Origin of the sequence: Ruegeria denitrificans (assembly GCF_001458295.1) — a bacterium.
Lineage (GTDB): Bacteria > Pseudomonadota > Alphaproteobacteria > Rhodobacterales > Rhodobacteraceae > Ruegeria > Ruegeria denitrificans.
Window position 1 is genome coordinate 111,757 of sequence record NZ_CYUD01000004.1, and the last position, 24,285, is coordinate 136,041.

Below are 24,285 nucleotides of genomic sequence, written 5' to 3' on the forward strand. Positions count from 1 at the left end.
TGTCGAAAATCGACCGACCTTGGCCCATATAGAAGTCTAGAACCGATCCATCTGGTTAGGAGGAATCAACGGCAATGCCTGACGTCACCATCGTATACTGGCGCGATATTCCCGCCCAAGTCATCGTCGGCAAGGGCCGCCGTGGCGCAAAGCGGCAGTTGGAGGAGCGGTTCGAGCAAGCCATCGACCGGGCTGCTATGAAGGTGAACGCCAAGGACAGTGATGCCTATCTGGCCGAATGGCGCAAAGCCGCACCCTTTGCAGTTGATGGCGACCCGTCAGAAATTGCCGAGGCCGAGGCTGTGCGTTTGGAAACGGAATACGATCAGGACCGCATCAAAGCGCTGATCGCCAATGACGGTTGGGCATGAGCCCAAAATCTATATGGGAGGCCGCAATGGCTTTGCTGAACTTCAAGAAACGTGACACGGTCGAAAACGGCCCAGTGAACCCGACCGTCGAAGCCTTTTTGCAGGGCTATTCGATCGAGGTGATGCCACGCACCGCCGAAAAGGTCGAAGATTTCCGCGCGCTGTTGCCCGAAGGCACCCGCGTCTACATCGCCCATATCGAGGGCACGCCCATCGAGGATATGGTTAAGACCGCTAAGCGGATCGCGGACGAAGGTTATCCAGTGATGCCGCACTTCCCGGCGCGGATCATCAAGGATGCGGCAACGCTGGAAAACTGGATCTCGATGTATCAGGGCGAAGCGGGCGTCGATCAGGCGCTGCTGCTGGCCGGTGGTGTCACGAATCCGCACGGCGATTTCGACAGCTCGATGCAGTTGCTGGAAAGTGGTCTGTTCGACAAGGCGGGCTTCAAACGTCTGCACGTGGCGGGCCATCCCGAGGGCAACAAAGACATTGACCCAGACGGCTCGACCAAGAATGTCGACGACGCGCTGCGTTGGAAACAGCAATTCTCGGAAACCACCGATGCAGAAATGGCGCTGGCAACACAGTTTGCCTTCGACGCCAAACCGATCATCGCTTGGGCCGACGGCCTGAAAGAAGCGGGCATCGACCTGCCGATCCACATCGGGATCGCTGGTCCAGCCAAGCTGCAGACCCTGATCAAATTCGCCATCGCCTGCGGCGTTGGTCCCTCGCTGAAGGTTCTGCAGAAGCGCGCTATGGATGTCTCCAAGTTGCTGCTGCCTTACGAGCCGACCGATGTTGTCACCGAGCTGGCCAACCACAAGGCAGCTAACCCGGATTTCAACATCACCAACGTACACTTCTTTCCACTTGGCGGCATCAAGACCAACGCCAACTGGGCCATCAACAACGGCGGTGCTTCGGCGCAGCCGGCAAACTCCTAAGGAACGGACATGACCCGTACAGTCGTAGAATCAAAAACAAAAACTGCCGTTCTGGGCTTTGACGAACCGTTCTGCGTGATCGGTGAGCGGATCAACCCGACCGGCCGAAAAAAGCTGGCTGCTGAACTGGAAGCGGGCGATTTCTCGACCGTCGAGAAAGACGCTATCGCGCAGGTCGCGGCAGGGGCCACCGTTCTGGATATCAACGCGGGTGTTGTCTACAACTCGAACCCCAACCCGAACGAGACCGAGCCGCCATTGATGCGCAAGATCGTCGAACTGGTGCAGGGGCTGGTCGAAGTGCCGCTGTGCATCGACTCGTCGGTTCCTGGTGCGCTGGAAGCTGGTCTTGCAGCGGCTGAGGGTCGTCCGCTGCTGAACTCGGTCACCGGCGAAGAAGAGCGTCTGGAACTGGTTCTGCCCCTGGTCAAAAAGTACAACGTGCCGGTCGTCGCGATCTCGAATGATGACACTGGTATTTCGGAAGACCCCGATGTGCGTTTCGAAGTGGCCCGCAAGATCGTTGAGCGCGCCGCTGACTTCGGCATTCCGGCGCATGACATCGTCGTTGACCCGCTTGTCATGCCCATCGGTGCGATGGCAACTGCCGGTCAGCAGGTGTTTGCTCTGGTTCGTCGCCTGCGCGAGGAACTGGGCGTGAACACAACGTGCGGCGCGTCCAACGTCTCGTTCGGTCTGCCGAACCGTCACGGCATCAACAACGCGTTCCTGCCGATGGCGATGGGTGCTGGTATGACCTCGGCGATCATGAACCCGGTGGCTCTACCGACCACCCAAAAGAAGATTGCTGAGAAGAAAGAACAAGTTGCCGCTGCTGGCATCATCTTGCCCGAAGGTATGGATGATGAAGCCTTCGTTCAGATGTTTGGTCTGGGTTCCACCAAGCCGCGCGCTGGTAAGGAAATGGAGGCCATCCGCGCCGCCAACTTGCTGACGAACAATGACCCGCATGGCGGTGAATGGATTCGATTCAACAAAGCTCCAGAAGAAGCCGGTGCTGCTGGCGCTGCTGGTGGCCGTCGCGGCGGTGGCCGTCGTCGCCGCGCTTCTTGAGCCGGAACCCCAATAAATGATAAGGCCGGGCCTTGTGCCCGGCCTTTTTCGTTCTTGATACCGATCAAAGCCCAAGCTGGGATGATGGATCAGACTGTCTGGAACCGTTGACCAAGGACCAGCGCATTCATGACCAAACATCACCCTCCTAAACTTGCAGATGCGGATCTGAGCCTGAAACTGGGCAAACAGAGCTATTTCAAGAAACTGGCGGAGTTGCAGGCCCAATTGGCCCTGATTCAACAAGCCTTTCTGTTTCATGGAACCAAGGGCGTGTTGGTTTTTGAAGGATGGGACGCGGCAGGCAAGGGCGGCACGATCCGACGGATCAGCCAAGCACTGGACCCGCGCAGTTTCAAGGTGTGGCCAATCGGGGTGCCTCGGAACTACTATCTGAACCGTCACTACCTGTTGCGGTTCTGGGAGAGGTTGCCGCCCCAAGGCGCAATCTCGGCCTTTGACCGCAGCTGGTATGGCAGGGTGCTGGTTGAACGGATCGAGAAGTTCACCCCAGAAGAGCGCTGGCGCGCTGCCTACCGCGAGATTAACGATTTCGAGCGTTTGTTGGTGGATGACGGCACCCGCATCGTGAAGCTATTTTTTCACATCTCACAGGAAGAGCAGATGGCTCGGTTCACCGAACGCCTGCGCAACCCGATGAAGCGGTGGAAACTGACCTATGAGGACTTTCGCAATCGTGAGCGATGGGCCGATGCTGAAGTCGCCGTGGATGAGATGCTGGCCCGCACCTCAACTGAGATTGCGCCGTGGCATGTAGTTCCGGCGAACAACAAGAAACTTGCAAGAATCAGTGCGATGCAGGCGATCGTTGATGCGTTTTCAGAGGATATCGACCTTAACCCGCAGCATCTGGACGAACGAACGCTGGATGCTGCTTGCGAGGTGCTGGATGTGGATCAGTCCCTGATCGACAGCTTGCGCGCCCGGACCGAGTAAACGGCCTCTGAGGCGGAAAGGCGCTTGCGGTCGATCAACCGGCGGTGCTATCCAGAGCCGCGCGGCGGGTATGATGTAATGGTAGCCTGTCAGCTTCCCAAGCTGAACGCGCGGGTTCGATTCCCGCTACCCGCTCCAATCACTTAGATTTTCGTGCCTGAAACAAGTTGATCAAAGCCGGAATTTCGACCGTGTTTGCGGACACATACTGTTGAAACGCCTCGGCGATGGCCGCTTGGATGGCCAAAACGTCCTCGGCATCTCCTTCGAAATGGGTGATCAGGCGGGCCGCTGGGCCGATACGTGTGCACAGGGTCGCGCAATCCTCTATGGTTCCCCGAATGCGCAATGAGACTGGCACCTGTTCGACGCGAATGTCGGTCAGACCAGCTTGCTCTAGCAGGCCGGAGACTCGTTCGTGGTCATGAAAAGCCAGTGGACCGGGGGCATTTCGGTCCATCGGAGGCGGGTTGCCCAGTCGGGCGCAGGCCAAAATATGCGGCGTCTTGAACCACGGGTTCCCGTTTAGTGGACCCCAGGCGGCAAAGGTCATCTGGCCGCCCGGCTTCAACGCCCGCGTCATGTTGGCAAAGGCAGCTACCGTGTCCTCGAAGAACATAACCCCAAAGCGCGAGATCATCGCATCGCGGTCAACCGCAACAAAGGAGTGGGTCTGCACATCGGCATGTTGGAGGTCGATGTTGGCCAGTCCTTTCTCGGCAGCCCGTTGCCCAGCGCGGTCCAGAAACGGCTGCGAGAAATCCGCCGCCAGGACGTGCCCGGTTTCACCCACGATTTCCGCAGCCCTGACTGTGCTTGCGCCAGTGCCGCAGCCGATATCCAGCACACGCATGCCGGGTTGCAGCCCGGCGCGGTCGAAGACCAGGTCAAGGACCGGGGCAAGCAACTCATCCATCTGGTCCTCAAAGGTCAACCATTTGGCACCAGAAGGGGAGTTGCTCCAGAATTCGGCCTGTTCTTCGTTTGCAGCTTGCATGATCGGCTCCTATCGGTGGCGCGACTATGACCGGCGACGGCGACGGCGACCAGACCCTTCCTCGGCCCCGCCGCCGGAGTTGAACGAGGGTGAGGGCAGCGTAACCACTTGCGCCAGTTCCGGGAACGGATCGGTTTTGTGCGGGATGGCGTTTGCGGCGACGAAATGGTCCTGAAACTTGGGTTCAATCGCGGTTTCGACCTTGGTAATTTCGCGCACGACGCGCTCGATTTCGGAGCGTGAACTGATATTGCAAAGTGCAATCCGAGCGCCAGTGCCTGCCGCGTTGCCCGCGCTTGAGACCTTATCCAGCGGTGCGTCAGGGATCATGCCCAGAACCATCGCGTGTTTGGTCGAAATATGCGCACCGAACGCCCCGGCCAGAACAACACGATCCACCCTGTCGACTTCCATGACATCCATCAGAAGGCGTGCACCGGCATACAGCGCGGATTTTGCCAGTTGGATGGCGCGGATATCGCCTTGGGTCACGGTGATACGCGGGCCGCCTTCGGCGCTGGCGTCGTGGATCAGGTAGGCATGGGTGCGGCCTTCGGGCACACAACGCGCGGTGCCGGTTTGCTCGGCCGATCCGATCAGACCGCTTTCATCCAGCAAACCAGCAATACGCATCTCGGCGACGGCCTCGATAATGCCCGAACCGCAGATGCCGGTGATGCCGGTGGTGGAGATATCCAGTTCAAAGCCGTCCTCATCGGACCATTTTTCGGACCCAATCACCCGGAAACGAGGCTCTTTGGTGACGGGATCAATCTCGATCCGTTCAATGGCGCCGGGGGCTGCACGTTGACCGGAACTGATCTGAGCCCCCTCGAACGCCGGGCCGGTGGGTGAGGAACACGCCAGAACGCGGCTGGTGTTACCCAACAGAATCTCGGCGTTGGTGCCGACGTCGACGATCAGCACGAGGTCTTCGGATTTGCCCGGCTCTTCCGACAGGGCAACGGCGGCGCAGTCGGCACCGACATGGCCCGCGATGCAGGGCAGGATATAGACTTGCGCGCGGCGGTTCATATTCGTCAGGTCCATTTCACGCGCGGGCAGGGACATGCTTTCGGATGTGGCCAGCGCAAACGGAGCCTGACCCAACTCGACCGGGTCCAGGCCCAGCAGTAGGTGGTGCATAACGGGGTTGCAGACGAACACGGTTTCGACGATCAGGTCGCCATCAATCCCGGCTTCATCCGCGATCGAGGTGGTCAGGTCATTGATCGCCTCGCGCACTGCTTTGGTCATTTCCTTATCGCCGTCGGGGTTCATCATCGAATATGACACGCGGCTCATCAGGTCTTCGCCAAAGCGGATTTGCGGATTCATCAGGCCCGAGGACGCTTTGACTTCACCGGTTTCCAGATCGGTCAGGTGGGCCGCAATCGTGGTCGAACCAAGGTCGATGGCTAGGCCATACAGCCCGCTTTCATGCAGGCCGGGCCAGATTTCGACGACCTGCGCCACCGAGTCCTTGTGGCCCTTGTGAACGGCAACCGTGACCTCCCATTTGCCTTTGCGCAGCACCGGTTGCAGCTTGGACATCAGCGACAAATCAGCGGTGACCGCGTCGATATGCCATTGCTCACGCAGGGCGCGCTCCAGCCGTTCCAGATCACCGGTGGGTGAGTGCATGTCGGGTTCCTCAACCACCACGAAATACAGCCGGGTTGCCGGGTCCATGGTTATGGCGCGCGCGGTGGCAGCCTTGCGAACGACCTGACGGTGCACCTGGCTTTCCGGCGGAACGTCAATCACGATGTCGCCCTGAACGGTGGCCTGACAGCCCAGACGGCGACCGGTTTTCAGCCCTCGCTTATCGTCATAGCGTTGCTCGACGGCATTCCATTCGCTCAGCGCGTTTTCGGATACGGTCACGCCATGCTTGGGAAACTCACCATAGCTGGGCGTAATCTGGCATTTCGAACAGATCCCACGCCCGCCACAGACTGAATCCAGATCTACGCCCAACTGCCGGGCGGCGGTCAGAACCGGGGTGCCTACGGGGAAATGCCCACGTTTGCCCGAGGGGGTAAAGACAACAAGGGGGTCGGTGGTCATATCTGGCCTGCCTTTTTGTATTCGCGCGTATGCCGGGCAAGATATGAGTTTGTGCGCAAAGGGAAAGGGCAATCCGCGGCAGGTTTTGGGCAAGGAACGTCGTTTTTTACCGCGGCAACGGCCCGCAGGGGAAAACTAGTTTAGGTCAGGGGCTTTTCCTTAGCACAAATCCATGTAATAGGGTCACCGCCAAACGGGCTTTTGCATGAGGTTAGCAGATGCAGATTCGTGAGGCACTCACCTTTGACGACGTACTCTTGGTTCCGGGGGCATCGACGGTGCTGCCTGCGACTGCGGACACGACCACGCGCGTGACGCGTGAGATTACCATGAACATACCGCTGCTCAGCTCGGCCATGGATACGGTAACCGAGGCGCGGATGGCTATTGCCATGGCGCAAGCCGGTGGCATTGGCGTTGTTCATAAAAACCTGACGGTCGAAGAACAGGCCCGCGAAATACGCCGGGTCAAGCGCTTTGAATCGGGCATCGTGTACAACCCCGTTACACTGCGGGTTGATCAAACGTTGGCGGATGCACAAGCACTGGTTGATCGTTACAATTTCACCGGCTTCCCTGTTGTTGATGAATCGGGCCGTGTGGTTGGTATCCTGACGAACCGGGATATGCGGTTCGCCAATTCGGATGACACTCCGGTCAAGGCAATGATGACATCTGACAATTTGGCCATGTTGCAGGAACCGGCTGATCTGGAAGAGGCTAAAAGCCTGATGCGGGCCCGGCGGATCGAAAAGTTGCTGGTGGTTGATGGCGCGGGCAAGCTAACCGGCCTTCTGACCCTGAAAGACACCGAGCAGGCCGTGCTGAACCCAACGGCCTGCAAAGACCCGCTGGGTCGGTTGCGGGTTGCGGCGGCAACCTCGGTAGGGGATGCCGGTTTTGAACGGTCCGAGCAATTGGTGGATTCCGGAGTCGATATCATTGTAGTCGATACTGCCCATGGCCACTCGCAAGGGGTGCTGGACGCGGTGAAACGGGCTAAGATGCTGTCGAACGAAGTTCAGATCATTGCCGGCAACGTCGCAACGAGCGAAGCGACCAAAGCGTTGATTGATGCGGGAGCGGATGCGATCAAGGTCGGTATTGGGCCGGGTTCGATCTGTACAACGCGGATGGTTGCAGGCGTCGGGGTGCCTCAGCTGACTGCAATCATGGACTGTGCCACAGCCGCCGGAGATGTTCCGGTGATTGCTGATGGTGGCATCAAATTCTCGGGCGATTTCGCCAAGGCGATTGCGGCGGGCGCATCCTGTGCGATGGTTGGTTCGATGATTGCCGGCACCGACGAAAGCCCAGGCGAGGTGATCCTGTATCAGGGCCGTTCGTTCAAATCCTATCGCGGTATGGGCAGCCTCGGCGCAATGGCGCGCGGTTCCGCAGATCGTTATTTTCAGAAAGACGCGGCAAACGACAAGCTGGTGCCCGAAGGGATTGAAGGGCAGGTGCCTTACAAAGGGTCGGCCAGCGCAGTGGTGCACCAACTGGTTGGCGGTTTGCGCGCGGCGATGGGGTATACTGGTTGCGCCACTGTCGAAGAGATGCGTAAGAACTGCAATTTCGTCAAAATCACTGGCGCGGGGCTGAAAGAAAGCCATGTGCATGATGTACAGATCACCCGCGAAAGCCCGAACTATCGGGTGATGTAATTGCAGCCGTTGTGTAATGCGGCGCCCGGATCAGGGCGCCGTTTTGCGTTCGTGGCGCGCCTGTCCGGGCCACGCCAACAGTATCGGAAAACGCCATGACCCCGGCCGCTCGAATTCAGGCTTCGATAGAAATTCTTGAACAGATTCTCTCTGGCACACCCGTCGAAAAATCGCTGACCAATTGGGCGCGCCGCAGCCGGTTTGCCGGGTCCAAGGATCGAGCAGCGGTTCGGGATCATGTGTTTGAAGCGTTACGGTGCAAGCGGTCTTTTGCGGCGCTTGGTGGCGCGGAAACCGGACGCGGCTTGATGATCGGAGCGGTGCGTGGGTCGGGCGAAGAATTGGCGGATCTGTTTTCGGGTGCACGCCATGCGCCTGCGGTATTGTCCCAGGATGAGAACGGACGAGAATTCCTAACGGATGCCGAGCGCTATGACATTCCAGAATGGCTTTGGCCAAGATTCCAGTCTTCGCTGGGGGATCAGACTGTTGCGGTCGCACGGGCATTGCAACACCGCGCGCCAGTGCATCTGCGGGTCAATTTGATCAAAACGGACGTACCAGACGCGATTGCCGCGTTGGCGGTGGAAGATATCAAAGCGGTCGCGCATCCGGCCTGCGAAACTGCCCTGGAAGTGGCAGAAGGGGCTCGTAAGATCGCGCAAAGCCGAGCTTACACAGAAGGATTGGTCGAGCTTCAGGATGCCGCCAGCCAGGCCGTTGTGGCCGCCTTGGAATTGCGCCCAGAGATGCGAGTTCTGGATTTTTGCGCGGGTGGCGGTGGCAAATCGCTGGCTCTGGCCGCGCATCAGGGGGTGAAGGTGATTGCCCATGACGTGAACGCATCTCGGATGCGCGATCTGCCAGCGCGAGCGGAACGGGCGGGGGTGCAAGTTCAGATCGTGTCGACGGATGAGCTCCCACAACAGGACCCTTTCGACGTGGTTCTGGCCGACGCTCCATGTTCGGGCAGCGGGTCATGGCGGCGAGCACCGGCAGGTAAGTGGGCACTGACCGAAGACCGGTTACAAGAACTAACGGGGATTCAATCTTGCATATTGGATCAGTTGAAGACTTTGGTCGCGCCGGGCGGAGTTCTGGCTTATGCGACGTGTTCCATGCTGGATGATGAAAACGGTAATATCGTCGATGCATTCCTGCGCGCGAACCCTCAATGGTCCGAGACTTTTCGCAAAACGTGGCTGGTTTCGCACGGTGCTGACGGTTTCTTTACTGCACACTTGACGCGGTAGTGCGTCAAGGCATAGCAACTTTAGGAAGAGTGTCCGCCTTCGCTTAAGCGGACATTAACCTTATTTGGGCTGACTACCCGAAAGCCCATCGACTTGAGTTGTTTATGACTGACATTACAGACGTTTTTTCTGATCCGTCTTCACAGAAAACCCCCTCTGGCTTGCGACTTGTCGCTTTGGTTGTCATGGGCGCGCTGATAAGCCTAACGCCCGTTGTGGGGGTGTTACCCAAGATCTGGAATACCGGTTTCTTTGTGGCCGGTGTATCACTGCTGGCCGCATCGGCTTTGGTGGTGCTGCGAGGTAAGATCGTCGATTACACGGCGCGGCAATCGGTGAAAGCTATGGCCGTGTTTGCCGAGCAGGATCTTTTCCCCTGCGTGATTGCGAATGCTCAGGGTGATATTCTGACCTCCAATCCTGAAGCACGCTCTCACTTTCAGGCTTTTCCCGGCAAACGGTTGGAGCAATGCCTGAAATCCGTGTTCGCGAACCCTCCGGCCATACTGCTGAGGTTGCAATCCTCGGCTGAAATCTATGGTAAAGCGCGCGAAGATGTTGTGACCGTTGGATCGACGATCCCTGTTTCCGTGTTCAATGTCGGCCAAGGTCGGTTTTGCTGGCGATTTCATCTGGAAACGCCTGGGCAGTGGGATGACGTCAACATTCCGGTTCTGACCGAAGGGCGAAACGGCACATTGTTGCGTATGAATGACGCGGCCGCGCACCTGTTGGGGCAGAGACCGGATATGTTGCATGAGGTCTTGACCAGCGAACCGCGAGGGCAGGGCGATATCGTGCAGGTTCAGACGTCAGGCGGCGCTATTCCCGCGGTTGTATGTGAACTCGGTCGGTCAGGCACCGTTCGGAACTTGCTTGTTTTGCCGATGGAAGATGCAGGGCAGGCAAGTAGCGGCGCGTCCTTTGCCGAACTGCCAGTTCCGATCATGCGTCTTGCGCCAGATGGTCGTATTCTCGAGGCCAACCGGCTGGCCGTGAAGCTGATCGGAGACGTTGAGCCCGGTGAAACCAATGTCGATCAAATCATGAAAGGATTGGGGCATCCGATTCTGGATTGGCTGGGCAGAATGGCAGCTCAGGAGCCGACCATGCGATCCGAGTTTCTGCGCCTGACCAGACAGGATAAAGAAATCTTTCTCCAGGTCACCCTAAACCGTGTGGTGAGTAACGGTCAGGTCTGTCTGATAGCGGTTCTGAATGATGCTACCGAACTCAAAACGCTTGAAGCGCAGTTCGTGCAAGGACAAAAAATGCAGGCAGTAGGGCAGTTGGCTGGTGGTGTTGCCCATGATTTCAATAACCTTCTAACCGCCATATCCGGGCATTGCGACCTGTTGTTGTTGCGACACGATCAGAATGACCCGAACTACGGAGATCTTGTGCAGATTAACCAGAATGCCAATCGGGCAGCTGCTTTGGTCAGCCAGCTGTTGGCGTTTTCACGCAAGCAAACATTGCAACCCGAAGTGCTGGACCTGAGGGATACGATCTCGGACCTGATCCATTTGCTGAACCGGTTGGTGGGTGAAAAAGTGCGGCTGATCCTCAGCCATGATCCTGTTCTCAAACCCGTTCGGGCGGATAAACGTCAGCTGGAACAGGTGTTCATGAACCTTGTTGTAAACGCGCGCGATGCGATGCCGGATGGCGGCGAGATTCGGATTGAGACCGAGGTGATCGTGCTGAACCAGCCTTTCACGCGTGACCGTGCAACGGTTCAACCGGGTGAATACGTGACCGTCAAGGTGATCGACAGTGGGACGGGTATACCCGCCGACAAGCTGCAAAAGGTATTTGAACCGTTCTATACAACGAAACGCACCGGCGAAGGCACGGGATTGGGCTTGTCCACTGTGTATGGGATCGTCAAGCAAACCGGCGGTTTCATCTTTGTCGATAGTCTTCCGGGCCATGGTACGGAGTTCATTGTCTATCTTCCGGTCTCTACTGCTCTGCAGGTGGTACAGGAAGAGACGATGCCAGCCGCCGACACTCAAAACACCCGACAGGGTGAAGGCGTGGTGCTGCTGGTCGAGGACGAAGCCCCGGTACGTGCCTTTGCAACCCGCGCGCTGCGGTTGAAGGGCTATACCGTGCTCGAGGCAGACTCAGCCGAGGAGGCGCTGCGCTTGCTCGAGGACGGAGCGTTGAATGTCGATGTTTTCGTTACGGATGTGGTCATGCCAGGAATGGACGGGCCAACCTGGGTATGCCAGGCAATGGAGACGCGTCCGGATGTTCGGGTGATCTTTATGTCCGGCTATACCGAAGGGGCATTCGGCGACTCTGGCCCGAAAATCGCGAATTCGACTTTCCTGCCGAAACCATTCTCATTGAATCAGCTGACCGAAGCGGTGTTTCAACAGATTAACTGACCACATCAATGTGCGGCGTCGTGACAGATGAACTCGGCGTCGTGGCGTTTCCGAAATTTTCGCTCGGTTTCTGGTGACAAGGCAAGCTCACGTTGGGGGGAGACGTTTTCCCGCTGCAGGTTTATCTGCATGTTCAGACGATCCTGAAGGAAGTTCAAAATCTTATCCTGATTTTCATACTTGAAGACATGGCTTGCGCCAAATCCGTTGCTTCGGGTGCGAAAAAATTGGCTTTGACTGCCCACATCCGCGAAATCGGGGCGCGGAGATTTCATATAGGCCTGCACGAACTCGTCAAAGGTCATGTCTCGGGTCGAGTGTGGGTGTCCGATACGATCATCACGGCTGCGGAATCGATACCAACTGCCCAGCCAATCAATCGGTTCGCGCACGACTGCCATGATCTCCATCTCGGTGCCGTACATTTTTCGAAAAATGTTCTGGAAAAAGCGGTCATAGCGCCGAACTGGGGCATGTTTCAGATCTGGCGGGCCGGTCACGATAAAATCGGCGCGGTCGTGCAGGGCTGAGTGGTAGGCCGTGCTTCCGGTTTTGGGAACAGCCAGAAACGCAAGGCGTTCCTTATAGAAAACAAGCATTTATTTGCCCTGTGCCGATCTTTGTTACGAACGCAGATTGGCGTAAACGACTCTTTAACACAATTGCCCAACAGTAAGTATTGTAAGTTTTAGTTGAAATGTTCTCTTTTTGGTCCCATAAGGAACAAGAGGCGAACAAAGCAGCGATTGCCGCCCGTTCAAGGGTGTGACAAAAGGGAAGGTGACAGGACAATGGCGGATCTTCTGACAATGAGCGACAAGAAAAACGCAGACAAGCAAAAGGCGCTCGACAGCGCGCTGGCCCAGATTGAACGCCAGTTTGGCAAGGGCTCGATCATGAAGCTGGGCGAGGATGCCAAGCAGGACATCGACGCAAGCTCAACCGGTTCTTTGGGTCTGGATATCGCGCTGGGTATCGGTGGTTTGCCGATGGGTCGGATCGTTGAAATTTACGGGCCGGAAAGCTCGGGTAAGACAACGCTGACGCTGCACTGCATTGCCGAACAGCAAAAACGCGGCGGGGTATGTGCATTCGTGGATGCGGAACATGCGCTGGACCCGCAATACGCGCGCAAGCTGGGTGTTGATCTGGATGAGTTGCTGATCTCGCAGCCAGACACAGGCGAGCAAGCGCTTGAGATCACCGATACATTGGTACGCTCAGGCGCGGTGAACATGGTCGTTGTCGACTCGGTTGCGGCGCTGACGCCAAAATCCGAGTTGGAAGGCGATATGGGTGATAGCAGTGTCGGCGTTCAGGCGCGTCTGATGAGCCAGGCAATGCGCAAACTGACCGGTTCTATCAGCCGTTCGAACTGCATGGTGATCTTCATCAACCAGATTCGGATGAAGATCGGCGTTATGTTCGGCAGCCCCGAAACCACGACCGGTGGCAATGCACTGAAATTTTACAGCTCGGTCCGTCTGGATATTCGCCGCATCGGTGCGATCAAGGACCGTGATGAGGTTGTTGGCAACCAAACCCGCGTCAAAGTCGTCAAAAACAAGGTGGCGCCGCCGTTCAAGCAAGTGGAATTCGACATCATGTATGGCGAAGGCATCAGCAAAATGGGCGAACTGCTGGATCTGGGCGTCAAGGCCGGCGTGGTCGAAAAGTCCGGTTCGTGGTTCAGTTATGGCGACGAACGGATCGGGCAGGGGCGTGAGAACGCCAAGCAATACCTGCGCGACAACAGCCGTGCCGCGCTTGAGATCGAAGACAAGATTCGCGCGGCGCATGGTCTGGACTTCGACATGCCAGCCGGCGCCACCGAGGATGATGACATCCTCGAGGCTTAAACGGTCGCTGACTGGAACAGCAGAACACCCGGCACCCTAAAGGTGCTGATGATATCAAAAACAGGGCGGTCCATCGGGGCCGCCTTGGTTCGTTCTGCGGGTCCAATGCTGTGGACTATCCGCAGGGACAGGGATAAACCCGTTTTAAGACAATATGATTGCGCGCCGAGAGAGCCTTATGCCTACGTTAAACGATATCCGATCGACCTTTCTGAACTACTTTGACAAACAGGGGCACGAAGTTGTGGCGTCCAGCCCTCTGGTCCCGCGCAACGACCCGACCCTGATGTTCGTGAACTCGGGGATGGTGCAGTTCAAGAACCTGTTTACCGGCGTCGAAACCCGCGACTATCAGCGTGCGACGACCGCGCAGAAATGTGTGCGCGCAGGCGGTAAACACAACGATCTGGACAATGTTGGCTATACCGCGCGGCATCATACTTTCTTTGAAATGCTGGGCAATTTCTCGTTCGGTGATTATTTCAAACCCGAGGCGATCCCGTTTGCCTGGGAACTGATCACCAAGGAGTTCGGCGTCGACAAAAACCGACTGCTGACCACAGTTTATCACACGGATGATGAGGCATTTGAGATTTGGAAAAAGGTTGGCGTGCCCGAAGATCGGATCATCCGCATCGCCACCAATGATAACTTCTGGCAAATGGGCCCGACCGGTCCGTGCGGCCCGTGTACCGAAATTTTCTATGACCACGGCGATCACATTTGGGGCGGCCCTCCGGGTTCGGCCGAGGAAGATGGCGACCGGTTCATCGAAATCTGGAACATCGTTTTCATGCAGAACGAGCAGTTTGAAGATGGCTCGATGGTTGAGCTCGACATGCAGTCGATCGACACGGGCATGGGTCTGGAGCGGATTGGGGCGCTGCTTCAAGGAAGTCATGACAACTACGACACGGACCTGTTCAAGACTTTGATCGAGGCATCGGCGGATGCCACGGGCGTTGATCCCTACGGTGATCAGAACGTACACCACCGGGTAATCGCGGATCACCTGCGCTCGACCTCGTTCCTGATTGCGGATGGCGTGATGCCGTCGAATGACGGGCGTGGATACGTTCTGCGGCGGATCATGCGCCGCGCGATGCGTCACGCGCATCTGCTGGGCGCGAAAGACCCGGTCATGCACCGTCTTGTACCGTCACTGGTGCAACTGATGGGCGCGCAATATACTGAGCTGGGTCAGGCGCAGGCGTTGATTGAAGAGACGCTTCTTTTGGAAGAAACCCGTTTTAAGCAAACGCTGGATCGCGGCCTGAAGCTGCTGGATGATGAGGTCTCTGGCCTATCCGAAGGCGCGGCATTGCCCGGTGATGCGGCGTTTAAGCTTTATGACACTTACGGATTCCCACTGGACCTGACACAAGACGCGCTGCGTGAGAAGGGCCGGACCGTGGACACTGACGGGTTCGATGAAGCCATGGCCGAGCAAAAAGCCAAGGCCCGCGCAGCTTGGGCCGGTTCAGGTGAGTCTGCGGATCAGGCCGTTTGGTTTGATGTGTTGGATTCAGCCGGACCTACGGATTTCCTGGGCTACGATACCGAAAAGGCCGAAGGTCAGGTTGCGGTGCTGATTGTCGACGGTGCTTTGGTGGACAAGATCGAAAAAGGCGGATCGGGATGGGTGGTCGTGAACCAGACGCCATTCTACGGCGAAGCCGGTGGTCAGATTGGTGACACCGGGGAAATTCGGCGTCTTGAGAACCTGCAGGATGTTGCGCATGTTGAAGACACGCGCAAATTTGCCGAAGGTAAGGTGTATGCACATCGGGTAACGGTAAGCCAGGGCGCGTTGTCAAAAGGGGATGCGGTTGAGCTTGAGGTTGATCATGCCCGCCGTACAGCGATCCGGGCCAACCATTCGGCCACGCACTTGTTGCACGAAGCACTGCGCGAAACACTGGGTGATCACGTGGCGCAACGCGGCTCGCTGAATGCCTCAGACCGGCTGCGGTTCGATTTCAGCCATTCCAAGGCACTCAGCCCTGAGCAGATTCAAAGGGTCGAACGTGAGGTGAATGAGTTCATCCGCCAGAACTCAACTGTTGAGACCCGGATCATGACGCCGGACGACGCGCGCGAACTGGGTGCTCAGGCGCTGTTTGGCGAGAAATACGGTGACGAAGTCCGTGTTGTGTCGATGGGTAAGGCTGAGACAGGCAAGGGCCATGATGGTGATACATGGTCGATCGAGCTGTGCGGTGGCACCCATGTGCGTCAGACCGGGGATATCGGCACCTTTGTTGTTTTGGGCGACAGCGCCAGCAGTGCCGGTGTACGCAGGATCGAAGCTCTTACTGGGGATGAGGCATTCCGGCATCTCTCTGCGCAGGATCAGCGGCTGGGCCAAATTGCCACGGAACTGAAGGCACAGCCTGATGATGTGGTCAGCCGGGTCAAATCTCTGCTGGACGAACGCAAGGCATTGCAAAATGAAGTCTCTCAACTGCGCCGTGATCTGGCGATGGCCGGTGGTGCAGGGCAAGGTGGCGGCGCTGAAGCCCGCGACGTGAACGGCGTGCCTTTTTTGGCGCAGGCGCTGAGTGGTGTTTCGGGTAGGGATCTGCCGGCCCTGATCGACGAGCACAAAAGCCGTCTGGGCTCGGGTGCGGTGCTTTTGATTGCAGATGCCGGTGGCAAGGCCGCAGTGGCTGCCGGTGTGACATCAGACTTAACCGACAAAGTATCGGCCGTCGATCTGGTCCGGGCGGCAGTTGTTGAACTGGGCGGCAAAGGCGGCGGCGGACGTCCCGATATGGCGCAGGGCGGTGGCCGCGATGCTTCGAATTCAGAAGCGGCGATCAAAGCCGCAGAACAAGTCTTGGGAGGATAAGATGCCTGCACTCTGGATTGCTCATGTCACCGTGACGGACGAAGAGGCTTATGGCAAATATGCTGAGTTGGCGGGCCCTGCGATTGCCAAACATGGGGGCACTTTTATCGCGCGCGCCGCGCGGTATGTTCAGCTGGAAGGGAAAGAGCGGCCGCGAAACGTAGTGGCCCGTTTTCCGTCGGTCGAGACCGCGGTGGGTTGTTATAATTCGCCCGAATATCAGCGGGCGTTGGATCATGCGCGTGGGGCCAGTGAACGTGAATTGCTGGTCGTTGAGACAACAGAATAGAATCAGATTGCCACAGTTTGGCCAACTTCTGGTTGTGTGAGCGGAAATCGGCCAATAGCAACGTCAGGTAGCTTGATCAACTGCCTGACTTTTTATTTTTTGAAATGTAGCGTTATTTTACAAGTGTTTGCCGCAACTTTCGAACGTGGAGTTTACGTAGCGTAAACCATAGATTGTGGCCAAGCCCTCTCAATTATTGCCTGAAATGGTCAAATTGCGGAACGAATTTCCGCCTCTTTTTGCTTGCAACTTCACCTCTGATTGCACAAACAGCCGCATCACCGATAGTTAAGCTTAACGATCTAAGGTCCTGTTTGTCCGCAATTTTGAGGATGAATTTAGGTCGAGGAGTCGGCATGAAGCTGTTGAGCATTGAACTAGGAGCCATATCTGCACGGTTGACTTCAACAATGGGTCGACTGGTTGTCTTTTCCGTTTTGTCTGTCGGACCAATGATCGGAGGCTCTGCCCTAGAGGCTTCGGAAGGGCGATTTATCAAGGTTGTTGCCGTTTCACCGCCACCATCAGGTGCGCGGCAATTGTGCCGCCAATACGATTGGGCTTGTTCCACCAAAGTGTCTGTTTCCCTGTCAAACAAGAAAGAGATGCAGATCATTCAGCGCGTCAATCGACAGGTAAATACGACAACACGCGCGGTGACGGATCAATCGCAGTACAGGACTGCGGAAAGATGGGCATTGCCCACCTCTCGTGGGGGGGATTGTGAAGACTTCGCTCTGCTCAAGAAGAGAGATTTAATTAGGGCTGGAATCGATCCAAGCAAATTGCTTATTGCGACGGTTTTGGATGCACGGCGTAATTCGCATGCAGTACTGGTCTACCGTTCTGCGGCTGGAGATCTGGTTTTGGATAACCTGACCAATCAGATCAAGCCTTGGTCAGACACACATTATTTGTTCTTGCGAATGCAGAACCCAAGGAAACCCAGCAGTTGGGTTGGCGTGTACGCCCGAAGCTGACGTTGGATAACACCATTCGACACTCTGAGGCTGAGTAAGACGTTGAAGAAAGGGCGACACGGTGGTCGCCCTTTTTACGTTCTTAGAACCAATTGGTTGCTAGTGGCTTTCAGCTTAACGCACTGACCTACTACGCATTATTTAAAGGTGCCGCCGCTGCCAGGTCCACCGGCATTGCCGCCGGAGCCGCCGCCGTTGCTGCCACCGTTACCGGAACCGCCACCGCCGTTGCCACTACCGCCGCCTTGACCATTGTTGCCACCGCCGTTGCCGGTGCCGGGGCCCGAGCCACCGTTATTACCGCCACCGTTTCCGGAGTTTCCGGCGTTCCCGTTACCGTTGCCGGGACCACCGTTATTGTTTCCTCCGTTACCGCTGCCGCCGCTGGTACCGCCGCCATTGTTGCCGCCGTTCCCGGAACCGCCACCGCCGTTGCCACTACCGCCGCCATTGTTGCCACCGTTACCATAGCCGCCCCCGGAGCCGCCGCCGTTGCTGCCACCATTACCGGAACCGCCGCCGCCGTTGCCGCTACCGCCGCCTTGACCATTGTTTCCACCGCCGTTGCCGGTGCCAGGGCCCGAACCGCCGTTGTTGCCGCCACCGTTACCGGAGTTTCCACCGTTTCCATTGCCATTGCCGGGGCCGCCGTTACCGCCGCCGCCGCCATTGCCGCCGCCGCCGCCGCCATTGCCGCCGCCGCCGCCATTGCCGCCGCCACCGCCGCCGCCGTTACCGCCGCCACCGCCGCCGTTACCGCCGCCGTTACCGCCGCCGCCGCCGCCATTGCCGCCGCCACCGCCGCCATTGCCGCCGCCGCCATTGCCGCCGCCGCCGCCATTGCCGCCGCCGCCGCCGCCATTGCCGCCGCCACCGCCGCCATTGCCGCCGCCGCCGCCGCCATTACCGCCGCCGCCGCCGCCGCCGCCGCCGCCATTACCGCCGCCGCCGCCATTGCCGCCGCCACCGCCGCCGCCGCCATTGCCGCCGCCACCGCCGCCGTTACCGCCGCCACCGCCGCCGTTACCGCCGCCGCCATTACCGCCGCCGCCATTACCGCCGCCATTGCCGCCGCCGCCATTGCCGCCGCCACCGCCATTGCCGCCGCCGCCATTGCCGCCGCCACCGCCATTGCCGCCGTCGCCACCGCCATTGCCGCCGTCGCCACCGCCGTTATCGCCAGAACTGCTTGCGTCGTTCGACCCAAACTCGTCGCCTTGACCTGAGCGTGATGACGCTGTTGTTGACGCAGTAGGTACGTCAGTCAGTACCGCCGCGAAAGCTGGGCAGCTATCAAGCGTGCGGGCTAGAATGTCCTCGAAATCCGCTCGACGCTGTATGTAACGCAACATACGGGTATCTACGACCGTGCAATCGCAAAGTGTTTCGGTCGATACGGATTGTCGGGCTGTTTTGATGTTGCATTTTTCCGCCTGGGCTGTGCCGGCGGTGATTAAAGGTAATGTTGCTGAGACAAATACAAAAGATAATAAATGAGATTTCACGCGCATGGCGTTGCTCCTTTAGAACTCGTTACTAACACTGGCGCACTACAATTTGTGCTTCCCATGCGGCCTCAATAATAGTGCCATATTTCAACCATAATTACACCCATTTTGGATCACACTTTCAAGAGGTGTTTAATTTGAATTAACGTTCGAAAAATTTTTCAAGGTCAGAAAATTTAGCGAAAACAATACAAAAGCCCGCCGAAGCGGCGGGCTCTTCACATTTTCTTAATCTACAAGTGTGTGCAAATTTGCCAAAAGTGTGGCATTGTTGCCATTGCAGCAACTATTACTTGGGGTTGTTTATGCAGATTTGGCCATACGCTTGCGTTCGTGCGGGTCCAGGAACCGTTTGCGCAGGCGTACAGCGTTCGGAGTCACCTCGACCAACTCGTCATCATCAATGTAGGCAATCGCCTCTTCCAGCGAGAACTGAACGTGGGGTGTCAGCCGGACGGCATCGTCAGATCCGCTTGCGCGCACATTGGTTAGTTTCTTACCCTTGAGCGGGTTCACTTCCAGATCGTTGTCACGTGAATGCTCGCCGATCACCATACCCTGATAAACGTCGGTTTGAGGCGCAACGAACATGCGGCCACGCTCTTCCAAGTTCCACAGGGCATAGGCGACGGCCTGACCTTTCTCCATCGAAATCAGAACACCTGCGCGGCGACCTGGGATCGGCCCTTTATGCGCGGCCCAGCCGTGGAACACCCGGTTCAGAACGCCGGTACCGCGTGTATCGGTCAGGAATTCGCCATGATATCCGATCAGCCCGCGCGAAGGGACATGCGCGATGATCCGGGTTTTGCCTGCACCAGCAGGGCGCATTTCGGCCAGTTCGCCTTTGCGTGCGCCAGTGATCTTTTCGATCACCGAGCCCGAGTATTCGTCATCCACGTCGATGGTGACTTCTTCGATGGGCTCAAGACGCTGTCCGTCTTCTTCACGGAACAGAACTTGCGGACGCGAAATGCTGAGTTCGAATCCTTCACGACGCATGTTCTCAATCAGAACGCCCATCTGCAATTCGCCACGACCAGCAACCTCGAAAGCTTCACCACCCGGGGTGTCAGTGATGCGGATGGCGACGTTGGATTCGGCCTCTTTCATCAGGCGGTCACGAATGACGCGGGACTGTACTTTTTTGCCGTCGCGACCTGCCAGCGGTGAGTCGTTGATGCCAAAGGTCACGGTGATAGTGGGCGGATCAATGGGCTGTGCCGGCAGGGCCTCTTCAACTTGCGGTGACACCAGCGAGTCCGCCACGGTGGCCTTGCTCATACCGGCAATGGTGACGATGTCTCCGGCTTCGGCCACGTCGATGGGCTGTTGCGCCAGGCCCCGGAAGGCCAGGATTTTCGAAGCCCGGAAGTTTTCGATCAGGGTGCCGTCGCGGGACAGCGCTTTGAGGCTATCGCCCGCCTTGAGCGTGCCGCTTTCCACGCGACCGGTCAGGATGCGGCCGATGAATGGGTCGCTGCCCAGCGTGGTGGCCAGCATGGTGAACGGTTCGTCTTTACGCTCGGCTTGTTGCGGGGCAGGGACGTGTTCGACGACCAGATCGAACAAGGCTGTCAGGTCCTTGCGCGGACCGTCGAGTTCCATATCCGCCCAACCGGAACGGCCCGAGGCGTACATAGCCGGGAAATCCAGCTGATCATCATCAGCGCCAAGGTTGGCGAACAGGTCGAAGCATTCGTCCAGCGCGCGGTCAGGTTCAGCGTCGGGCTTGTCGACCTTGTTCAGAACGACGATCGGGCGCAGGCCCAGCGCTAGAGCTTTGGAAGTCACGAACTTGGTCTGAGGCATCGGACCCTCGGCTGCGTCAACCAGCAGCACAACGCCGTCGACCATGCTGAGAATCCGCTCGACCTCGCCACCGAAATCAGCGTGGCCGGGGGTGTCGACGATATTGATGCGGGTGCCTTTCCACTCGACCGATGTGGCTTTGGCCAGAATGGTGATACCGCGCTCACGTTCCAGATCATTGCTGTCCATGGCGCGCTCGGCCACAGCCTGATTTTCCCGGAACGCACCGGATTGTTTGAGCAGCTCATCCACCAGGGTCGTCTTGCCGTGGTCCACGTGAGCGATGATTGCGATATTGCGCAGGTCCATGAGAGGTCAGCCTTTGAACGGGAAGTTGCCGCGCGCATAGCGCGGTTTGACCGAATAGACCAGCCCTAACCGGCGATCAGTGACCTGCAGTCTTGGAAAACAGGTGAATGATAAGGATACCGGCCAAAATCATCGTAAGGCCCGTCACGGCGGGCCAATCCAGCCGTTGCCCGAAAACAATGAAACCGATGATCGCGATCAAAACGATCCCCAGTCCGGACCAAATGGCATACACGATGCCGACAGGCATGAATTTCAGGGTCAGCCCCAGCAAATAAAAGGCAATGCCATAACCGACAACGACCAGAACAGATGGCCAAAACCGGCTGAACTGCTGGCTGGCCTGCAAGGCTGTGGTGCCAATCGTTTCGGCAATGACCGCTAGCAACAAGATCAGATAAGCTTTGGGCACTGTGGTTTTCTCGACAAATGTTTTGCGAGGTTGAGCACGAAAACGTCGAGGCGAGCAAGCAAAATCTGGAGGTCTTTTTTTGCGTTGATGACGTAGCGGCAGATGTATCAGTCTTTTGAAGAGTATGGATAACCTGACTATTTCCTCAGCATGGATTGTGATAGAAACGTATTGTTTTTTAATGATTTTTAGTTTTCGAGTTAGCTAAACATGACGAAGTTTGCAGGATTGATAGTTTTTGTTTCGGCTTTGATAGTGGCGCTTGGGTGGCTTGCTGACGGGGGGTCCGTCGACAAAAATGCGGCCAAGTTTGTTGAACGGTTAGAAAGTATTCAGGTTTGAGCGCCTGCCGAAACACGGAAAAAAGAGGCCTTTGAGCCTCTTTTTTCTTTTTCTACGATGCGGTTGAGGTCGCAAAAAATGCGTCGAGCTGGGGTTGAAGCCATTCCCACAGGCCGGGTGCGCCACGCTTTATTGGCGTTCCAACGCGCTGTTCGATCTGAGCATACGTGACGTCATAATCCACCCATGACCCGCCTCCTGTTGCAAGGTTGCCGACCGGTGCTTGGAACCGGTCAACAGCCTTGGCGAAGCGGGCGTCCGGGCTATCGGCTGCCTCGAACTCGTGCCACAGGGATAGAAACGCCGCCCTTTGATCACCCGGCAGCAGGCCGAACAGACGTTTTGCGGCGGCTTGTTCCTCGGCTTCCTGAACTGCGTGATCGACTTGACCATGGATCGGGTTATCCCCGGCGTCGATTTCAACGATATCGTGCAGCAAGAGCATTTGCAGAACGCGGTCGATTGAAACATCAGGGGCCGCGTGTTCGGACAATATCCACGCATAGAGCATAATATGCCACGAATGTTCGGCGGAATTTTCGAACCGTTCGTTACTAAGCAAGCGTGAGGCTCGGTAGACGGATTTCAACTTGTCGCTTTCGGCCAGAAAACCAAGACGAGTCGAAAAGGCAGTTTCCGCTGGGACTTTGCCGTCCAGCAGGCTTTGGGCAGCAAGGTAAGCGTTGGGGAACTCGGACTTTAGATAAGCGGCGCGGCCACCGTTCAGGTTTTCCTTAACGATCGCTCTGTGATCGTCGCTTGGCGAAGGTGCGCAGAGAACCTGAAACATCGGCTGGCAGCGATCAAGGCACTTGGCAAATCTAGCATCCGGAGTCTGATCGGCTTCGAACTCTTGCCAAAGTGTCAGGCACGTCTCGGCCTGATCCGCAGGCAACAAACCGAACAACTCGGATGCTGCGGCTTGTTCGGCCCGTTCGACGGCCAGCCAGTCGGTTTGCAGATGGATCGGATGGTCGCCGACGATGATCTCGACCAGATCATGCAGCAACAGCATGCGGATCACACGGTTGATGTTGACACTCGTATCTGCCAATGGCTGCATCACCAGCGCCCACAGCGCGAGTTGCCAGCTGTGTTCGGCCGCGTTTTCGGCGCGAGACTGATTCAGAAGAAAATTGGCGCGATCAACCGATTTCAGGCTGTCCACGCGTTTCAGAAATTCGATTTGCGCGGACAGTCTGGTGCTCATTGTTTTTCGATTGCTTTCAGTTTCGAGCGGTGTTCCGAGAGCCGTTGAATCACGAACTTACGAGCTTTGCGTTCCGCCAGCCGCACGCGAATCTCCGTCAGGAACGCTTCTTCCAAAGTCTGAGAGGACGCCCCCAGTTCTTCGCCCACCTCAACAAAGAAACGGTCGTCCCCGGTTTCGTCCATCACTTTCATTGTGTCCTCGGCCAGTTTGGCGGCAAGGGTGGTGATGGTGTCGGACATTAGCGCGTGTTCTCGGTCAGGCGGCGTTTCACATAGTCGCTGACATCGGTGATCAGCGTGTCCATGTGACGTTCCTGGAAGAAGTGGTCGGCGCCATCAACTTCGTTATGAGTGATGGTGATTCCCTTTTGCTCGTGCAGTTTGTTCACCAACGAGGTGGTGTCTGCCGGCGGTGCTACGCGGTCCGCTGATCCATTGATGATCAGGCCAGAGGACGGGCAGGGTGCCAGGAACGAAAAGTCATACATGTTCGCCGGGGGCGACACGCTGATAAAGCCGGTGATTTCAGGGCGACGCATCAGCAATTGCATACCGATCCACGCACCAAACGAGAAACCTGCAACCCAGCAATGCTTAGAGTTGTTGTTCATCGACTGCAGGTAGTCGAGCGCTGACGCGGCATCGCTCAGCTCTCCAACACCCTGATCATATTCACCCTGACTGCGGCCAACTCCGCGAAAATTAAAGCGCAACACGGTAAAGCCCATATTGTAGAACGCATAATGCAGGTTGTAGACCACCTTGTTGTTCATGGTCCCGCCAAATTGTGGATGCGGATGAAGCACGATGGCGATCGGTGCGTCTTTTTCCTTTTGCGGGTGGTAGCGGCCTTCCAGGCGGCCTTCGGGTCCGGGAAAAATCACCTCGGGCATGTGTGCTTTGGTCCTGTCTTTTTCTTCTTGGTGCCAGGATATACTTGACGGTTATGGTCAGGCACCTTAGAACGGTTCTA

Annotated in this window: 20 protein-coding genes and 1 tRNA gene; 12 read left to right on the top strand and 9 right to left on the bottom strand. The window is 57.2% G+C overall.

Translation table 11 applies throughout. The features are described 5' to 3' along the window. The first annotated feature begins 74 nt into the window (after nt 1–74). From RUE5091_RS07175 to RUE5091_RS07195, 5 genes are all read left to right on the top strand, one after another. Nucleotides 75–371, top strand: a complete 297-nt coding sequence (locus tag RUE5091_RS07175; protein ID WP_050603423.1) for a virulence factor — start codon at nt 75–77, stop codon at nt 369–371. Between the two features lie 26 nt (nt 372–397). Then, nucleotides 398–1,324: a methylenetetrahydrofolate reductase gene (locus RUE5091_RS07180; RefSeq protein ID WP_058281221.1), complete on the top strand. Its 927-nt coding sequence runs from the start codon at nt 398–400 to the stop codon at nt 1,322–1,324. A 9-nt stretch (nt 1,325–1,333) separates the two neighbouring features. Next, on the top strand, nt 1,334–2,398 hold the full coding sequence (locus tag RUE5091_RS07185) for a methyltetrahydrofolate cobalamin methyltransferase (RefSeq protein ID WP_058281222.1): 1,065 nt from the start codon (nt 1,334–1,336) through the stop codon (nt 2,396–2,398). Between the two features lie 129 nt (nt 2,399–2,527). Beyond that, nucleotides 2,528–3,355 (top strand): polyphosphate kinase 2 family protein, encoded by an 828-nt coding sequence (locus RUE5091_RS07190; protein WP_058281223.1) that lies wholly within the window; start codon nt 2,528–2,530, stop codon nt 3,353–3,355. A gap of 64 nt (nt 3,356–3,419) precedes the next feature. After that, nucleotides 3,420–3,493, top strand: a tRNA-Gly gene (locus RUE5091_RS07195). Nucleotide 3,494: 1 nt separating this feature from the next. On the opposite strand, the gene RUE5091_RS07200 is transcribed toward RUE5091_RS07195, so the two are convergent. Then, nucleotides 3,495–4,352 (bottom strand): class I SAM-dependent methyltransferase, encoded by an 858-nt coding sequence (locus tag RUE5091_RS07200; RefSeq protein ID WP_058281224.1) that lies wholly within the window; start codon nt 4,350–4,352, stop codon nt 3,495–3,497. A 24-nt stretch (nt 4,353–4,376) separates the two neighbouring features. Then, nucleotides 4,377–6,422 (bottom strand): ASKHA domain-containing protein, encoded by a 2,046-nt coding sequence (locus tag RUE5091_RS07205; protein ID WP_058281225.1) that lies wholly within the window; start codon nt 6,420–6,422, stop codon nt 4,377–4,379. Between the two features lie 218 nt (nt 6,423–6,640). On the opposite strand from RUE5091_RS07205, the gene guaB reads away from it, so the two are divergent. The 3 genes from guaB (at nt 6,641) to RUE5091_RS07220 (ending at nt 11,738) form a co-directional block, all read left to right on the top strand. Beyond that, nucleotides 6,641–8,089, top strand: a complete 1,449-nt coding sequence (gene guaB / locus RUE5091_RS07210) for an IMP dehydrogenase (protein ID WP_058281226.1) — start codon at nt 6,641–6,643, stop codon at nt 8,087–8,089. Nucleotides 8,090–8,184: 95 nt separating this feature from the next. Beyond that, nucleotides 8,185–9,342 carry an RsmB/NOP family class I SAM-dependent RNA methyltransferase gene (locus RUE5091_RS07215; RefSeq protein WP_058281227.1) on the top strand — a complete coding sequence of 386 codons (1,158 nt, stop codon included), beginning with the start codon at nt 8,185–8,187 and terminating at the stop codon, nt 9,340–9,342. Between the two features lie 104 nt (nt 9,343–9,446). Continuing rightward, on the top strand, nt 9,447–11,738 hold the full coding sequence (locus RUE5091_RS07220) for a hybrid sensor histidine kinase/response regulator (protein ID WP_058281228.1): 2,292 nt from the start codon (nt 9,447–9,449) through the stop codon (nt 11,736–11,738). A 5-nt stretch (nt 11,739–11,743) separates the two neighbouring features. Here the strand turns inward: RUE5091_RS07220 and RUE5091_RS07225 are convergent, their stop codons facing one another. Beyond that, nucleotides 11,744–12,337 (bottom strand): sulfotransferase family 2 domain-containing protein, encoded by a 594-nt coding sequence (locus RUE5091_RS07225; protein WP_058281229.1) that lies wholly within the window; start codon nt 12,335–12,337, stop codon nt 11,744–11,746. A gap of 192 nt (nt 12,338–12,529) precedes the next feature. On the opposite strand from RUE5091_RS07225, the gene recA reads away from it, so the two are divergent. The 4 genes from recA (at nt 12,530) to RUE5091_RS07245 (ending at nt 17,717) form a co-directional block, all read left to right on the top strand. Further along, on the top strand, nt 12,530–13,597 hold the full coding sequence (gene recA, locus RUE5091_RS07230; RefSeq protein WP_058281230.1) for a recombinase RecA: 1,068 nt from the start codon (nt 12,530–12,532) through the stop codon (nt 13,595–13,597). Between the two features lie 178 nt (nt 13,598–13,775). Continuing rightward, nucleotides 13,776–16,448 carry an alanine--tRNA ligase gene (alaS, locus tag RUE5091_RS07235; protein WP_058281231.1) on the top strand — a complete coding sequence of 891 codons (2,673 nt, stop codon included), beginning with the start codon at nt 13,776–13,778 and terminating at the stop codon, nt 16,446–16,448. Between the two features lies 1 nt (nt 16,449). Then, nucleotides 16,450–16,737, top strand: a complete 288-nt coding sequence (locus tag RUE5091_RS07240) for a DUF1330 domain-containing protein (protein ID WP_058281232.1) — start codon at nt 16,450–16,452, stop codon at nt 16,735–16,737. A 356-nt stretch (nt 16,738–17,093) separates the two neighbouring features. Further along, entirely contained in the window at nt 17,094–17,717 is a 624-nt protein-coding gene (locus RUE5091_RS07245) for a transglutaminase-like cysteine peptidase (RefSeq protein WP_058281233.1), read from the top strand. A gap of 137 nt (nt 17,718–17,854) precedes the next feature. Here the strand turns inward: RUE5091_RS07245 and RUE5091_RS23410 are convergent, their stop codons facing one another. The 6 genes from RUE5091_RS23410 to RUE5091_RS07275 form a co-directional block, all read right to left on the bottom strand. Continuing rightward, the gene (locus RUE5091_RS23410; RefSeq protein ID WP_207383721.1) at nt 17,855–19,069 is read right to left on the bottom strand and encodes a hypothetical protein; all 1,215 of its coding nucleotides are present in this window, start codon (nt 19,067–19,069) and stop codon (nt 17,855–17,857) included. 459 nt (nt 19,070–19,528) lie between these two features. Continuing rightward, on the bottom strand, nt 19,529–21,346 hold the full coding sequence (typA, locus tag RUE5091_RS07255) for a translational GTPase TypA (protein WP_058281235.1): 1,818 nt from the start codon (nt 21,344–21,346) through the stop codon (nt 19,529–19,531). Between the two features lie 76 nt (nt 21,347–21,422). Continuing rightward, nucleotides 21,423–21,758 carry a DMT family transporter gene (locus RUE5091_RS07260; protein ID WP_058281236.1) on the bottom strand — a complete coding sequence of 112 codons (336 nt, stop codon included), beginning with the start codon at nt 21,756–21,758 and terminating at the stop codon, nt 21,423–21,425. Nucleotides 21,759–22,152: 394 nt separating this feature from the next. Continuing rightward, nucleotides 22,153–23,310 (bottom strand): HD domain-containing protein, encoded by a 1,158-nt coding sequence (locus tag RUE5091_RS07265; RefSeq protein ID WP_058281237.1) that lies wholly within the window; start codon nt 23,308–23,310, stop codon nt 22,153–22,155. After that, complete coding sequence (locus RUE5091_RS07270; RefSeq protein WP_058281238.1) at nt 23,307–23,552, bottom strand: hypothetical protein; 246 nt, start codon at nt 23,550–23,552, stop codon at nt 23,307–23,309. Before RUE5091_RS07270 ends, RUE5091_RS07265 begins: the two co-directional genes overlap by 4 nt. Beyond that, nucleotides 23,552–24,205 (bottom strand): alpha/beta hydrolase, encoded by a 654-nt coding sequence (locus tag RUE5091_RS07275; RefSeq protein ID WP_058281239.1) that lies wholly within the window; start codon nt 24,203–24,205, stop codon nt 23,552–23,554. The genes RUE5091_RS07270 and RUE5091_RS07275 overlap by 1 nt, the downstream gene beginning before the upstream one ends. Nucleotides 24,206–24,285 lie beyond the last annotated feature (80 nt).